Genomic DNA, 14998 nt, shown 5'->3' with positions numbered 1-14998 from the left:
CCCTAGGGGGCGGTTTTCAGCCGGTCGCGTGAAGGTGACCTGCGGGGGCGCGGTCAGCCGGTGCGCAACTCGCCGTCACCCTGAACGGCCTTCGCCGATCGAGGCAGCGCGGAGGGCTGCCCCAACGCCCACTCCTCCTCCGCGCATTCGCTCGCGAAGATGCGCGTCAGGTCGTCGAACCGGTAGGTGCCGCCCCCGATCCGCTCCAACAGGCCCAGGTCGGCCAGCAATTCGAGTTGGGCGGCGACCTCGGAGCGGTGCACGCCCAGCAACTGGCTGGATTCGGGCACACCGATCACCTCCAGGCCTACCCTGCTGAGCAGCCGGAACAGATGGGCCGTCTCGGTCGGCAGGCTGCGATAACTGGCGGTCAGCGAGGCGCGCACGCTCATCCCGTCGTCACCCGCGACCGCCAGCAGGTCGAGCCGGGCGACCGGGTCCTCATAGAGGGCCGCCAGCCGCTCGAGGCTCGCATAGGGGTCTTCCAGCAACGCGGCGGCGGTGATCCGGATGCCCAGCGGGAGATATCCGCACAGCTCGACCAGACGGTGGACGGCCGCCCCTTTGCTCCTCTCACCCTCGCCGCCGAGGAGCTTGCTGAGGAGTTCGGTGGCGGGGCCGGGATCGAGCGGCCTGAGGCCGATGCGGTGCGCACCGTACCGCGCGACCAGCCCGCGCTGCGGTCGGCGACTGGTGACGATCACGCACGCCGACCCCTGAGGGACCAACGGCCGGATCTGCTCCATGTCCACCGCGTCGTCCAGCAGGATCAGCATCTGCTTCTCGTGCAGCAGGCTGCGGTACAGCATGGCCCGGCTGTCGAGATCGACGGGCAGGGCCGCCCGGCTGAGGCCCAGGCTCTCCAGCAGCCTCCCAAGGATGTGGAAGGGATGGTGCGGACGGTCACCTGTCCCGCCGAGGTCCGCGTAGAGCTGCCCGTCGGGGAAGCGGGCCGACGACTCATGTGCCAGTTCGAGAGCCAGGGCGCTTTTACCCACCCCGGGCGGGCCGTCGATGGCGAAGATGGGGGTGGCCCGGCCCCGCACGGGGTACGCCTGACTGAGCAGTGCGCGCACCTGCTCCAGCTCCGCGTCGCGGCCGATGAACATATGGGCCCGCGACGGCAGCTGACGTGGGTTCAGTCCCGTCTGGGTCAGTACGGCGCGCTCGCTCTCCGCTGAGGAGGGGGCCTGCAGGAGGGCCGGGCCGCTCGGCGGGGCCGGCCGCCGCGAGGCGCTGTCGTCCACCGTGCCCGCCAGGATTCGGGCGTGCAACTCCTGCAGTTCGGACCCGGGCTCTATGCCGAGTTCGTCACGTAAATGGGAACGGGCCTCGCCGTACGCCTGGAGGGCGTGGGCCTGCCGGCCACACCGGTAGAGGGCCAGCATCAGCAGGCAGCGCAACTTCTCGCGCAGCGGTTCCTGCGTGATGGCCTCACTCGTCACCACGATCGCCTCCTCGTTGCGCCCGGCGGCAATCATTCCGGCGATCCAATCCTCCGCGGCGGAGAAGCACATCTCGCGCAGCCGGCTTCGCTCCATGGCCGCGAAGGGGCCGGGCACTCCGGCAAGCGCCTCCCCGCGCCACAGCCCCAGCGCCTCGCCGAGCGTGGCGAACGCGGCGTCTGACCGCCCCTCCGCGGTCAGACGCCGGGCCTCCGCAACCTGCTGCACGAACTGGGTGGCATCCACCGACTCCAAAGGGAGACGCAGTTCGTAGCCGCCCGCCGCGGAGAGCAGAACTCCTCCCGAATCCCGTCCGCGACGTGTGGGATCCAGGACTCTGCGCAGGCCCGCGACGTAGGTGTGCACACCGTTCAGGGCCGTGTTGGGCGCCATCGGGCCCCACAAGCCGTCGATGATCTGGGCGGGGCCGACGACCGTCCCCCGATGGGTGCTGAGCAGCGCCAGCAGTGCCCGCTGCTTGGGCGGCCCCACGGCTAATTCCTGGTCACCCCGCCAGACGCGGAGTGGACCGAGAAGCTGAACAGACAGCGAATCGGCTGCAGCCGACATGAAATCCCCCTTGAGTGGGCATTTAGGTATGGCTTGCGGTGTTGCGTCGTTCTTGCGGCGTGATCTCTTTGGAGTGATTCACGCCCTACGTGCAGTTTCACGGCCTTCCAGGCTCCAGCCTCGGCGCCTATTTACTCCGCATCTCGCACCCAGATTCCGTCTGGTCTATGGACGTCATGGAAACGCCCAGCCGGTCAAGTACCGCTGTCAGCGGTGCTGTTCGTGTAAGAGCCCTTTCGTGAGCCAGCGCAAGCCGTACCCCAGCGACCTGTCCGACGCCCGATGGGCGTTGATCGAACCGACCTTATCCGCCTGGAGGAAAGCCCGACTCGACCGCAGACCCACCGGCCAGCCGGCCCAGGTCGAACTGCGCGATGTCTTCAACGCAATCCTGTACGTCAACCGCACGGGAATACCCTGGAAATACCTCCCGCATGACTTCCCGAACCACGGCACCGTCTACGCCTACTACGCCGCCTGGCGCGACGAAGGAATCCTCGCCCAGCTCAACTACGACCTCACCGGCCTGGCCCGCGTCAAGGAAGGCCGCAAACCCGAACCGACCGCCTCCGTGATCGACACCCAGAGCGTCAAGACCTCCACCAACGTACCCCTGACCAGCCAGGGAACCGATGCCGCAAAGAAGATCGTCGGTAGGAAGCGGGGCATCATCACCGACACACTCGGCCTACTCCTCGCCGTAACCGTCACCGCCGCAAGCCTGTCGGAAAACGCCGTAGGAATACAACTCCTCGACCAGGCCAAGAAGACCTACCCCACCATCTCAAAGGCGTGGGTCGACACCGGCTTCAAAAACGCCGTCATCGAGCACGGAGCCAACCTCGGAATCGACGTCGAAGTCGTCAACAGAAACCCCGAAATCCGCGGCTTTCATGTCGTCAAAAGACGCTGGGTCGTGGAGCGGAGTATCGGATGGATCATGATGCACCGCCGCCTCACCCGCGACTACGAGACCCTGCCCGCCAGCTCCGAAGCCATGATCCACATCGCCTCGATCGACAACCTCACCAAGCGCATAACGGACGAGACCACACCAACCTGGCGAGGAACTTACTAGGAAATAAACGGCAATTCGTCTACATCAAACGCCCTCTGAGTGGGCATTTAGGTATGGCTTGCGGTGTTGCGTCGTTCTTGCGGCGTGATCTCTTTGGAGTGATTCACGCCCTACGTGCAGTTTCACGGCCTTCCAGGCTCCAGCCTCGGCGCCTATTTACTCCGCATCTCGCACCCAGATTCCGTCTGGTCTATGGACGTCATGGAAACGCCCAGCCGGTCAAGTACCGCTGTCAGCGGTGCTGTTCGTGTAAGAGCCCTTTCGTGAGCCAGCGCAAGCCGTACCCCAGCGACCTGTCCGACGCCCGATGGGCGTTGATCGAACCGACCTTATCCGCCTGGAGGAAAGCCCGACTCGACCGCAGACCCACCGGCCAGCCGGCCCAGGTCGAACTGCGCGATGTCTTCAACGCAATCCTGTACGTCAACCGCACGGGAATACCCTGGAAATACCTCCCGCATGACTTCCCGAACCACGGCACCGTCTACGCCTACTACGCCGCCTGGCGCGACGAAGGAATCCTCGCCCAGCTCAACTACGACCTCACCGGCCTGGCCCGCGTCAAGGAAGGCCGCAAACCCGAACCGACCGCCTCCGTGATCGACACCCAGAGCGTCAAGACCTCCACCAACGTACCCCTGACCAGCCAGGGAACCGATGCCGCAAAGAAGATCGTCGGTAGGAAGCGGGGCATCATCACCGACACACTCGGCCTACTCCTCGCCGTAACCGTCACCGCCGCAAGCCTGTCGGAAAACGCCGTAGGAATACAACTCCTCGACCAGGCCAAGAAGACCTACCCCACCATCTCAAAGGCGTGGGTCGACACCGGCTTCAAAAACGCCGTCATCGAGCACGGAGCCAACCTCGGAATCGACGTCGAAGTCGTCAACAGAAACCCCGAAATCCGCGGCTTTCATGTCGTCAAAAGACGCTGGGTCGTGGAGCGGAGTATCGGATGGATCATGATGCACCGCCGCCTCACCCGCGACTACGAGACCCTGCCCGCCAGCTCCGAAGCCATGATCCACATCGCCTCGATCGACAACCTCACCAAGCGCATAACGGACGAGACCACACCAACCTGGCGAGGAACTTACTAGGAAATAAACGGCAATTCGTCTACATCAAACGCCCTCTGAGACCCCCGACGTGGACACGTCCTGGGGCGCGACCGATCCACACACGAGGGCAGAGAGGCATTGGGGAAGCCAAGCGGTGACACAAGCATCCATCACTCCCCCGCCCTCGTGGCAGCATGCCTTGGTCATAGTCCGACTTCACTGCGCCAACATTCGATCACATGACATCATCGGCAACAAGATGGCTCGACGCCATCAGACCCAGGGCAGACCAGCGAGGGGATCTCGGCGAAGCAGCTTGCCGCCGGGCTTCAGCTGGAGCTGGTGCCCGCGAAGATCGAGGGGGTGCGGTCCAAGGCGAGGCGGCTTGCCGAGCGGGGCTGGCTGGCGGCATCTCCGTCGGGCCGGTTCACGCGGCGACAGCCCACCGGTCCCGCTCGGCCCGGCGCCCAGAAGCGCGCCGGGCGAGACGGCGGCTGAGGAGCATGGCCTGCGAGAAGTAGATGAACGCCTCGCTGGAGGCGGGCAGTGTCTCGAAGTCCCGCACCAGGCGGCGCGAGCACATCAGCCATCCCAGACTCCTCTCCACCACCCACCGTCTCGGCAGCACCACGAACCCTGACATGTCGTCCGATCGCTTCACGATCTGCAGCGTCAGCTGCAGTTTCTCCTTCGCCCAAGTGACGAGCCGGCCGCGGTAGCCGCTGTCGGCCCACACCAGCTTGATCGCGGCGAACCGCTCGTGCAGGCGGGGCAGCATCATGTGGGCGGCCTGGCGGTCGGTGACGTTCCCGGCCGTCACCAGCACCATCAGCAGCAGGCCCAGGCAGTCCGTGATGACGTGCCGGCGCCTGCCATTGATCTTCTTGCCGCCGTCGTAGCCCCGTGAGACCCCGGGCACCGAGGCCGCCGCCTTGACCGACTGCGAGTCGATGACCGCCGCCGTCGGCTGTGCCTGGCGTCCTTCGGCCTGGCGGGCCTTCTCCCGCAGCCGGCCGTGGAACTCCTGGGCCAGGCCCTTCGTGCGCCACCTGCGGAAGAATGCGTAGACCCGGTCCCACGCAGGGAAGTCCGCGGGAAGCGCGCGCCATTTCACTCCGTTGTCGGTGATGTACCGCACGGCGTCCAGCATCTGCCGGTGGCAGTAGCCCTCCGGCTGTCCGCCCCGGCCCTCCAGCCAGGCCGGGACCGGCATCGCGTCGCGCACCACCTGCCACTCCGCGTCCGTCATGTCGGAGGGATACCGCCGCACCCGGCCGGGGCGGTCGGCCGCGTTCCCGAACCGGTGAGCGAGGCAATCGCACACCGACACACGCGAGTTGGACGGGACCGGGACCGGCACGCAAGACTGGGACAACAGGGCCTCCCTGCACTCGAGTTGGCTTCGCAACCCTCGTGCTGCACCGGAGGTCCTGCTTTCATGCGCCCACCCGGCCAAGATCACCCGACCAGGGATCCCGTTCGATCAGAACCATCCCCATGATCGATAGGGCAACAGCTTCTCAAACACTACTGCCTTAGCAATCCTCATTCTCGGGATCAGAGGCACTTTCTGCTTTCTTGATCACTGGCCGGACAGCCCGCTTCGTGAAAGCCCGAGGTCAGACGTCAGGCTCAGGGTGAGCCACTGGGGCAAGGGCTGCCCAGGAGAAATACAGAATCCTTCCAGACAGCCCCCGCAGACTGTCATCTGCCCCCGTGGTGGGTCGGCCCCGACAGTCCCCCGGCTGGGGGCCGACCCACTGCTCCGTCCTTCGAGAGCGATCATTAAGGAGCCACCTGTGTTGGTCGACGCCTCGGCTAAGACGGTGAAGGGCGTGGACCGGGTGACCATCCGGTTCATGGGTGACTGGGGTCACGGTATGCAGCTGACGGATGACCGGAGGCCCGGCGATGCGCCGAATGTGCTCGTGTCGATGAACCCGGCCGCGTTGAAGGCGAACATCGGGGATGCGTCGTGGCTCGCGGAGCTGATCGTGAACACGGATGAGAAGGCCTTTCCGGCTGGCACCTACCGCAACATCTCCGGGAACCTGGCGCAGCTTCGAGGCCGCGATCAGCCCGTGGCCAATCCATCTTCTCGGCCCGCATCGCGGCTTGGGAAAGGGGTTGGACGGTCCCGCTCCGTACGCCGACCTCGCGAAGCGAGCCGCTTGGCAGGCGTCCGGGCTCGACGGCAGGTCAGCTTCTTGTTGACCGGCTGCACGCACTTCCGAATTCACCCTCATGTCTGACTTCGAACGAATCCAATGCACCCGGTTCCTGACCGTACTGGAGTAGCCTTGCATATCGCATTCATTCACACCCCGATCCCGCTTCGAGAGGTCAAGAATCGGGGCGACTACTGGCGGAGCTTCGACACGCGGTACATCGCCGCACATCCCAACGTTCAGCCCATGCGCAAAATTCTCTGGGAGCTACCCCATTGGGTTCCCTGGTTGGCCGGCGTTCTCGAGGAGGCCGGATTCGACTCGATGGAAGCCTTGGACTTCTACGGAGACTGCGCGGTCATCGACGGCATGGACGAGGTGAAGATCACTGAGCGCTTGACGAGCCATCCCGCTGACGTATACCTCTTCTCTCCGATGACCATCAACCTGCCGCAAGCACTGCGCATCGCCGAGATAGTAAAGGGGTTGTACCCACGCGCGATAACCATCTTCGGCGGTGTGGTGGTGACGCCTCTGCACGAGGAAGTGGCCAGGAATCGCAGCGTGGACTACGTCGTCCGTGATCGTGGTGAGTACGCCCTGCCTGAGCTGCTGCTCGCTCTGCGTGACGGAAAAGACCTCGCCGGGATCCGCAATCTCGTCTTCGAGCAGCCCGACGGTGAGTTGGCCGTCGCAAAGCTCAACCCCTACATGCCGGTGGAGAGGATCCCTTTCCCCAAGGTCGACATATTCCCTAAAGACACCGGGCTCGACCTCAGGTACATCCGACAGAACTACGCGCTGGGGTGCCCGTTCACCTGCGACTTCTGCACGATTCAGACCATCGGCAGGAAGCCGGAATATTTCTCGCCTGAGCGGGTTGTCTCCGAAGTTGCCGCCTATCGCGCACAGTTCGGTGAACATCACCATGTCTACTTCGGTGATGAGACGTTCACTGCGAACACACGGCGTACCTTGGAAATCTGCAGCGCACTGGAGGAGCAGGGAAATATCACCTATGACTGCCAGACGCGCCTCAACTGCCTCCGGGACGAACGTCTTCCGGACGCGTTGCAGCGGAGCGGCTGCCGTTGGCTGGAGATCGGTCTGGAGTCGTCAAATCCTGATACTCAGCACACCTTCAAGCAACACACGAAACTCGACCCACTCGAGGGTACTCTGGCCCGGCTCCGGGATGCCGGCCTTCCCACCTGTTCCTATCTCATAGTGGGCCTGCCCAACGAAAAGCCCGACGCCATGAGGCACACCGTCGAGTGGGCGGCATCCCTCATCGACCGCGGATTGCTTTATGCGTCATATATATCGCTGTTCGTCCCTTATCCGGGTACGCCCATGTTCGACCACCCGGAACGCTATGGGATGAAGTTGCTGCATCGTCAATACGACCTGTACAACGAGGAACTCCCTCCAGTGGTGGATACAAAGTACGCGACGAGCGACGAAGTGTACGAAATCTTCGTCCAGGGTGTCGGGACCCTTGCCGAGGCAATGGGCCGAGCGCCGGCTCACACCTTCGCGCATTCGGATCAGGTTCCCGAACACCGCGCCTATGGAGAGTTTTGGCGAGCCAACTGACACGGCTCGGCAAGCACCTCGGTCACGGTCTCGCGGGGTCGGCCAGCCGCCGAAGTGGGCATCAGAATCTTCCAGATCTTTCATGCGGGCGAAGGGGTGCTCGGCGAGGCCTGGCATCGGCCTTGTATCCCGGGGCCGGCCAGGCAGTGGCCACGGCCAGGCCTGTGGCGGCATCGACACGCGGGCTCGGCCCTCGACACCCCGGCCATACGCCGGAGACGCCCAGTTCACAGCCCTCTGCAGCAGGCACATAGTTGTCGTACAGGTTTCGTACAGATGGCCCGGGTCATACTTGCGCACCGTACCTCTCGAACCGGTGCATCACAATCAAGGAAGCAACGGAGGACCTAGGGGATGACAAACCAGACATCCTTGCGCGATTCCCCGAGTGATATCGCCGCGCTGAGCGAACAGTTCAGCAGGCTGCCGCAGTTCCGCTCAACCAATAGGCCATTCATTGTGGACAATCCCTATCACCGGCCTATGAATCCCGATGCGCTGCTGGGGCTGGACTGGGGACACCCTCTCACCGAGGGAACCTTTACATCGAACGACAGCCTCATTGTGAACCGCCTCCTGATGAACGTCTATGAGAGCGATGCGCTGTTCCTGCCGGAAGCGGGGCTGAAAAGGTTCGAGAGTGAATTCGTTGACTTCTACCACCAAGACAGCAAGGTGCTGGGCGACCGCATACGCCCCACTGCCGAGAACTTTGCCTTCGGTTTTCTCGACGACTCCGTCGGAGTCTCCGGGAAATGGGACGAGGATAGCCTCCGTGCCCATCTGCGGCACGCGGTCGACCAGGCCGATCACGGCGGGCGTCCGGTGTTCGACGCGATCCTATCGGCCCGCGACCTCAAGGTCGCCGCGAGTACCCAGATCGTGCAGATGGCGCTCGACGGCCTGACCGAGGCGACCGCGATGGCGCAGAACCTCGGCGGCGCTTTCGGCCCCGAGCAGAGCGAATTGTTCAAGATATTCGTGGACGAGTTCGGTTACGGTGTATTCTCCGCGAAGCACAGCACTCTTTTCATGGATATGTGCCGCAGTGTGGGTATGTCCACGACGCCGCACCACTACTGGTTCTTCTACCTGCCTAGTTCCATCGCGATCAACAACTACTTCTACTGGGCCACCAGGAACCGAACTGGATTCTTCCGCTACATCGGGGCCATGGCCTTCCTCGAAGCCAGTTTCGCCTCCTTCTTCGAGGAGCTCAACAAGGTATTCCGTGAGGCATACGGCGAAACCGTCGATACGCGGTACTGCGGCGAGCACGCGCATATCGATCAGCACCACGGCCGGATGGCGGTCGAGGACCTGCTGATTCCCCTGGCGCGTAAGCACGGCCCCGTCGCAGCGAAGGGGCTGTTGCAGGGCGTCGAAGAGATCCAGCTGCTCGCCCGCCTGGGCGATGCCGATCTACTTGCCCAGCTGACCTGGGACCCGGCGCTCATCGATCAGGTGGTGGCAACCGAACGAACCGGTCCTGTCACGGAGATCGACAGCGACACCGCCTTCGACACAGAGGTCGCATCGGCCGATACCCGGATACAGGTGCTCGGCGGGGAAGCGCTGCTCTACAACTCGGCCACCGGGGACCCCCTGCGCGTGCCCCAGGGCAAGGCTGTGATCGTACCGGCCGGCCGGCTCTACGGAATCCGTGCTGACCATCGCACACAGATCACGAAGGAACCGGTCGCATGAAGAGGGGCAAGGCCGCACCCGTGCCACGCACACGGGCGGAGTTCCACCGGGCCGAGCACAACGCGGTCGTCGTCGACGGCGAGGTGTACTTCGCCGTCGAACGCGACGACGCGGTCCATGTCCTGAGCAGCCGGTGCCCGCACCGCGGTGGTCCACTGCACCTCGGTGACGTGGAGGGAGGGAAACTGCGCTGCCCCTGGCACGGCAGCATGTTCCCAATGGCGCGTTTGTGCGACCAGTCGCATCCGGCCATACGAGTTGGAGACACTGTCGCGGTGTATCTCCCGACGGGTAAGTCCGAACCAGTCCCGGTCAAGACGATAGTCCGAGCAGGAGTGGCGCCCGCGTGAACATGATCACTGCAATCGAGGACGTTGCCGAGCCCCTGTCGGCGCATGATCCGGTGGCCGGCGTGGACGATCACTTCCCGCTGGAACCCTCACACCCTTGCTACATGCTGATGAGGCTTGCCGAAGAAGCCATGGCGCAGCGTCAGTACGAGCGCGCTTACGAGATGTTCACCGCCGCCGCGCGTGCCGATGCCGGCAGCGGCCGCTTCACCAGGAAGATCAACCGGGCGATGCGGGCCGTGGTGCCTCGGTGGCACTTCAGGATGATGCACGACGCCGAGCGGAGCCGGGCTTATGCCCAGGCGATCGAGCAGGTCGTGGGGCCCGGCCAACTGGTGCTCGACATCGGTAGCGGGGCAGGGCTGCTCTCCATGCTTGCGGCGCGGGCCGGGGCCGACCAGGTCGTCGCCTGTGAGGCTGTAGGTATGGTCGCCTCGGGGGCGCGGGAAGTCGTCAAGGCGAATGGATACAGCGACCGGATCACGGTCGTCTCCAGTCCGTCCACCGACCTGCGCGTGGGATCCGAGCTGCCGCGCAAGGCGGATGTTCTGGTCACCGAGATCTTCGACTGTGCGCTGCTCGGAGAGTTCGCGCTGCCGGCTCTGCGCCATGCGCGCCAGGAGCTGCTCAGCCCAGAGGCGGTGGTCCTGCCCAGATCGGGCGGACTGTTCGCCCAACTGGTGGAGAGCCCTGAACTGCGGTCGATGAACCACATCGGTGAGATCGAGGGCTTTGACTTCAGCCCGTTCACGTCGCTGGCCTCGCTCGAGTACTTCTCGACGAACTTGGGCAACTACCAGCACCGTGTGCTCACCCCGCCGGTGGAGCTATTCCGGTTCGACTTCGGGGCCGATACCCAGCCCGAGCAGCAGATCGTCGAGGTAGTGCCGCAGGAGAGCGGCAAGGCTCACGCGGTGGTGATGTGGTTCGAGCTCGATCTGGTGCCCGGCATCACGCTGACGAACAACCCGGAGACCTCCGGCTTGCACTGGAAGCAGGCCGTTCAGACCTTCCGGGAGCCAAGGGAGTGCCGGTCGGGAGAGCCGCTTGGCCTGCGGGCCACGCACGACATGGAGTCCGTGCTCGTCAATCTCTGCTGAGCTCTGTCGGAGTCAACTCCTGCCGCGTACCTGCGGGGTCCCGTGAGTTGACCGCGACACCTGTCGCTCTCGAAGCGCCCTCAATGAAGGAGGACGAACCTTGGAAAACGCCGACCGGTCGACCGGCGATCCCGCATCGCCGGGGGTACTGCTCGTCATCGGCATGGGCAGCCTGGGGGACCGCGACAGCAGCCCCTATCGGGAGACCCTGCTCGCGGGGATGGCTCGCAGATACCCGTTGTGGCTGATCGACACGGAGGAACCCACGTGGCAGCTCCCGTACGCGATCGGCTCGACGCTGCTGACGGGCCGGGGAATCGCGCACATGCACCAGGCGGTACGTGAGGCGACGGCGCAGTGCAACGTGATCGGCGCCTCCTGTCCTGACGAGGGGCTGCTGCTGCCCGCCGCCATCGCCGTCGAGGCCTTGGGGCTTCCGGGCGCGGGCGGAGAGGCGGTGGCGGCGTGCCGCGACAAGAAGTTGTCCCGCGAGCGACTCACCGCGGCGGGGCTGCCCCAGCCTCGCCATTCCACGGCGTCGTCGGCCGAAGAACTGGCGGATGTAGCCGCTGACTTGGGCTATCCGGTGGTGCTCAAGCCGCGTGCACTCGGCGGCAGTGCCGGAGTCATCAAGGTGTCGAACCCGGACGAGGTGGCGAACGCCTACGCGGTGGCCACCGCGGCGAGCTACCCCGGGATCGAGCATTCGGCGAACATCGTGGTGGAGCAGTACCTCGACGGTCCCGAGATCAGCATCGACGGCTCTATGTTCGAGGGCAACTACCAGGCCTACACGATCGCGCACAAGGAGCTGGGCGAGCCGCCCTACTTCGTGGAGACCGGCCATGTGGTGACCGGTGACGACCCGCTGCTCGAGGACACGGAACTGCACGGCATCCTGGAGCGTGCCCACAAGGCGCTGGGATTCGACCATGGACTGACGCACAGCGAGATCAAGTTCACCCGGATCGGGCCGGTCGTCATCGAGATCAACGGCCGTCCCGGCGGTGACAACATTCCTCGGCTCGCACTGCTCAGTACGGGCACGGACCTGGGCTGGATCGCGGCGGGCATGGCCGCGGGCCTGGCTCCGGAGCCCCCCGTCCGGCGTCCCGGCACGGTCGGCCTCCGCTTCCTGCGGCCGGAGCGGAATTCGCGGCTCGTCGAGTTCCCCGTCCCGGACCCGGCCGATTATCCCGGACTGGTCGAAGCCAAAGTGGTGGTGAAGCCGGGTGACAAACTGCGGACGCCGCCCGCGCAATACACGGCCCGCTACGGGTTCCTCATCGCGAAAGGCGCCGACCCCCAGTCCTGCCGAGCTCTTCTCGATCAGCTGGAGGCCGAGGTGGCCGACACCATCCAGTCCGAGCCGTTGAGCTGACCTAACGGTACGGCCCGGACCGTCAACTGCCCCCGCGACGATGAGGAAAGAGGAATCGGAGTGACTGAGAAGACCGGTGCGAATGAGGAGGACGCACGCGATCAGCGGGAATCGCCAGGCGTCTGGACGGCCTTCCGCGAATCCTCGCTGGCGGTCAAGGCGGTGCTGGCCGGGGTGTTCATCAACCGGGTCGGCGGTTTTCTCCAGATTTTCCTCGTGCTGTATCTGACGGCGGAGGGGTACTCGTCCAAGGACGCCGCACTAGCCCTCGGCGTGTACGGGGCGGGGGCGGTGGTCGGCGTGCTGATCGGCGGACTGCTCGCCGGCCGCCTCGGTGCGCGGAATGCGACGGTGCTGAGCATGACCAGCACCGCGGTCCTGGTGGTCTCGGTGCTCTATCTGCCCACGTACCAGACCGTGTTGGCCGCCGTCGCGCTGTGCGGGCTGGCGAGCCAGATCTACCGGCCGGCCTCGGCCGCTCTGATGGCGAACCTGACGCCCGACGACCAGCAGATCATGGTTTTCGCCATGTACCGCTTCGCTCTCAATGTGGGGGCTATCGCCGCACCCTTGGTCGGGTTCGGGCTGTACCGAGTCAACGGGGACAGCTACACCCTGCTCTTCTGGGGCGAGGCCTTGATCGCGTTGGGCTACGCCGCTTTCGCCCGAATGGCACTGTCGGCCGGGAAGGCACGGGCGTCCGACACGAAGCCCGGGGAGACACAGTCCGGCGAGTCCGCACCCCAGCGGAGCGCCCTGTTGCGGGACTACAGGTTCGGCGTGTACCTGTTCGCCGCGCTGTTCGGGTCCATCGTGTACGCCCAGACGCAGTCCACCCTGCCGCTCGAGGTCAGTGCCGAGGGCATCAACATCTTCTGGTACACGCTCGCCGTGTCGGTCAACGGCCTCATCGTGATCGTCTGCGAACTGCCGCTGACGAAGATCTCCCAGTACTGGCGCTACCGGGTCACGGTGGGGCTGTCCTATGGCCTGATCGCGATGGGCATCGCGCTGTACGGTCTGCCGCTGGGGCCGGCAGTGATCATCTGTGGCACTGTCGTCTGGACCATGGGAGAGATCATCGGCGGCCCCGCGGTGTTCTCGTACCCCGCGGTGGCGAGCCCGCCGCGCTTGCGCGGCCAGTACATCGGCAGCTTCCAGTTCATGTGGGCGCTGGGCGCGGCGGTCGGGCCGGTCATCGGCGGAATCCTACTCGGGAGGATCGGCCATTCCGTGTGGCCGGTGATGGCCTGCTTCGCCGTGCTGTCGACCGTCCTGGGCGTGTGGTCGGTGGACGAATCGAAGAAGTCTGCACCGGAGGACAAGGCCGTACCTGAGGAGAGTGAGCTGCCGCGGTAACGCGAGAAACAGCCACAGGACAACCCGCGGATGGCGAGCAGCAGCCCCAGAATCGAGAGGTCCACGGCTGGCGCCACCAGGGGTGCGACCCAGCTTGGTACGCCGAGTCGCAGGGCAAGCGCCCAGACGTTGCCGAATCCGAACAGGAACGTCAGGCCCACGACCACCCCCATGATCGCGGTGATCGAACGGAGGGCGATCCTGCAGTCGGGGGCACCGCCGCCTGTCGCCCCCACGTCGATCACGAGCCGGCCGACCGGAACGCCCAGGTCAGCCCCGCAACCTTCTGCACGTTGCCCCGCCGACGGTTCGAACCTGCGCAACGCCCGTCTTCTGACACCCGGGCACGCCTCGCACCTCGCACTCAGAGCGAAACGGTCGCCGTCACACCCGCGCCCGCACCTGCGGCGGCATTCTCGGTGGCCGCGAAGGCCACCGGCAGCACTGGCTGGGTCCGGTCCAGGGCTTGGGTGAGTCGGCGGCGGGAGTTTCACCCGCCGCCGCTCTCAGAACCGTGCGTAAACCTCTCGGCTTACACGGCTCCCATCGTCCAGTCGTCCACGGTTACGGCTTGACGAGTTTCCAGTGGGCGAAGAGACCGGGGAACCGCCTGGCGTGACGGTTGAGGGCCTCTCGCGCTCTTGCTCGTTTTCGCTTGAACCGCTTGTACTTGCTGACGAGCCACCGCACCAGATAGTCGTTGATGCGGTTGAGGGTGGAGAGCAACGCGGACGGGTGGAACCGTCCGAAGTAGTTGATCCAGCCCCGCACGACCGGGTTGATCTCCCGGGCGAGCTGCTCCAGGGTCGTGTCACTGCGCAGGTGCAGTCGCTATCGGCGTATCTGCGTCCGGATCTGCTTGGCGGCGTCGTCGCTGACGGCCGGGTTGAAGCCGAAGAAGTAGTCTCACGTCGGCCGCCAGGCAGGCCACCCGGCGTTCAGTGGCGAGATGGCACAGTTTTATGCCGTCCGGTACAGGGGGACGCAGGAAGACCACATCAACCTCCCGCCGTTGCAGGGCAGCTATGTGATCGACGAAGTTCAGGTTCCGCAGCTCCACCGACATGTGAGGGTTCCGCTCCAGAAGCGCCTGCAGTGTGGCGCGGGTGTGGGGCGTTGCTGCCTCGGCGTCGGTGGTTCCGACAACAAGCCGGTCGGCTAGTGTCTCGTGATCCAGTTC

12 protein-coding genes and 1 pseudogene are annotated in these 14998 nt (G+C 64.9%); 9 read left to right on the top strand and 4 right to left on the bottom strand.

Translation table 11 applies throughout. From position 1 onward, the window contains the following. Positions 1-53: 53 nt before the first annotated feature. Entirely contained in the window at positions 54-1937 is a 1884-nt protein-coding gene (locus ACKTSN_RS40205; RefSeq protein WP_409473575.1) for an AfsR/SARP family transcriptional regulator, read from the bottom strand. Positions 1938-2253: 316 nt separating this feature from the next. Here ACKTSN_RS40205 and ACKTSN_RS40200 point away from each other — a divergent pair, with 316 nt between their 5' ends. Together ACKTSN_RS40200 and ACKTSN_RS40195 are read left to right on the top strand one after the other, a co-directional pair. Continuing rightward, complete coding sequence (locus tag ACKTSN_RS40200; protein ID WP_409467188.1) at positions 2254-3093, top strand: IS5 family transposase; 840 nt, start codon at positions 2254-2256, stop codon at positions 3091-3093. Positions 3094-3356: 263 nt separating this feature from the next. After that, positions 3357-4196 (top strand): IS5 family transposase, encoded by an 840-nt coding sequence (locus ACKTSN_RS40195; protein ID WP_409467188.1) that lies wholly within the window; start codon positions 3357-3359, stop codon positions 4194-4196. 388 nt (positions 4197-4584) lie between these two features. Here ACKTSN_RS40195 and ACKTSN_RS40190 read toward each other — a convergent pair whose 3' ends face one another. Continuing rightward, positions 4585-5406 carry an IS5 family transposase gene (locus ACKTSN_RS40190; RefSeq protein ID WP_409473574.1) on the bottom strand — a complete coding sequence of 274 codons (822 nt, stop codon included), beginning with the start codon at positions 5404-5406 and terminating at the stop codon, positions 4585-4587. Positions 5407-5917: 511 nt separating this feature from the next. Between ACKTSN_RS40190 and ACKTSN_RS40185 the strand changes: the two are divergent. The 7 genes and pseudogenes from ACKTSN_RS40185 to ACKTSN_RS40155 form a co-directional block, all read left to right on the top strand. Beyond that, a pseudogene (locus ACKTSN_RS40185) lies at positions 5918-6166 on the top strand (hypothetical protein); the annotation flags it as partial. A gap of 291 nt (positions 6167-6457) precedes the next feature. After that, the gene (locus ACKTSN_RS40180) at positions 6458-7921 is read left to right on the top strand and encodes a B12-binding domain-containing radical SAM protein (protein WP_409473573.1); all 1464 of its coding nucleotides are present in this window, start codon (positions 6458-6460) and stop codon (positions 7919-7921) included. A gap of 354 nt (positions 7922-8275) precedes the next feature. Then, positions 8276-9628, top strand: coding sequence for an iron-containing redox enzyme family protein (locus tag ACKTSN_RS40175; RefSeq protein ID WP_409473572.1), 1353 nt, complete (start codon positions 8276-8278; stop codon positions 9626-9628). Continuing rightward, on the top strand, positions 9625-9978 hold the full coding sequence (locus tag ACKTSN_RS40170) for a Rieske (2Fe-2S) protein (RefSeq protein ID WP_409473571.1): 354 nt from the start codon (positions 9625-9627) through the stop codon (positions 9976-9978). The genes ACKTSN_RS40175 and ACKTSN_RS40170 overlap by 4 nt, the downstream gene beginning before the upstream one ends. A 2-nt stretch (positions 9979-9980) precedes the next feature. Then, the gene (locus ACKTSN_RS40165; RefSeq protein WP_409475035.1) at positions 9981-11078 is read left to right on the top strand and encodes a 50S ribosomal protein L11 methyltransferase; all 1098 of its coding nucleotides are present in this window, start codon (positions 9981-9983) and stop codon (positions 11076-11078) included. Between the two features lie 100 nt (positions 11079-11178). Continuing rightward, the gene (locus ACKTSN_RS40160; protein WP_409473570.1) at positions 11179-12459 is read left to right on the top strand and encodes an ATP-grasp domain-containing protein; all 1281 of its coding nucleotides are present in this window, start codon (positions 11179-11181) and stop codon (positions 12457-12459) included. 60 nt (positions 12460-12519) lie between these two features. Beyond that, a complete protein-coding gene (locus tag ACKTSN_RS40155) occupies positions 12520-13818 on the top strand; it encodes an MFS transporter (protein ID WP_409473569.1) in 1299 nt (432 codons plus the stop codon). A gap of 564 nt (positions 13819-14382) precedes the next feature. Here the strand turns inward: ACKTSN_RS40155 and ACKTSN_RS40150 are convergent. Both ACKTSN_RS40150 and ACKTSN_RS40145 read right to left on the bottom strand, forming a co-directional pair. Next, the gene (locus ACKTSN_RS40150) at positions 14383-14640 is read right to left on the bottom strand and encodes a group II intron maturase-specific domain-containing protein (RefSeq protein ID WP_409475034.1); all 258 of its coding nucleotides are present in this window, start codon (positions 14638-14640) and stop codon (positions 14383-14385) included. After that, the gene (locus ACKTSN_RS40145) at positions 14630-14995 is read right to left on the bottom strand and encodes a LysR substrate-binding domain-containing protein (protein WP_409475033.1); all 366 of its coding nucleotides are present in this window, start codon (positions 14993-14995) and stop codon (positions 14630-14632) included. Before ACKTSN_RS40145 ends, ACKTSN_RS40150 begins: the two co-directional genes overlap by 11 nt. Positions 14996-14998: the final 3 nt, after the last annotated feature.

The sequence above is a fragment of the Streptomyces flavusporus genome (assembly GCF_046267975.1).
Taxonomy (GTDB): domain Bacteria; phylum Actinomycetota; class Actinomycetes; order Streptomycetales; family Streptomycetaceae; genus Streptomyces; species Streptomyces flavusporus.
The sequence above is the reverse complement of the archived record's forward strand: the minus strand, read 5'-3'. Positions and strand labels throughout refer to the sequence as shown.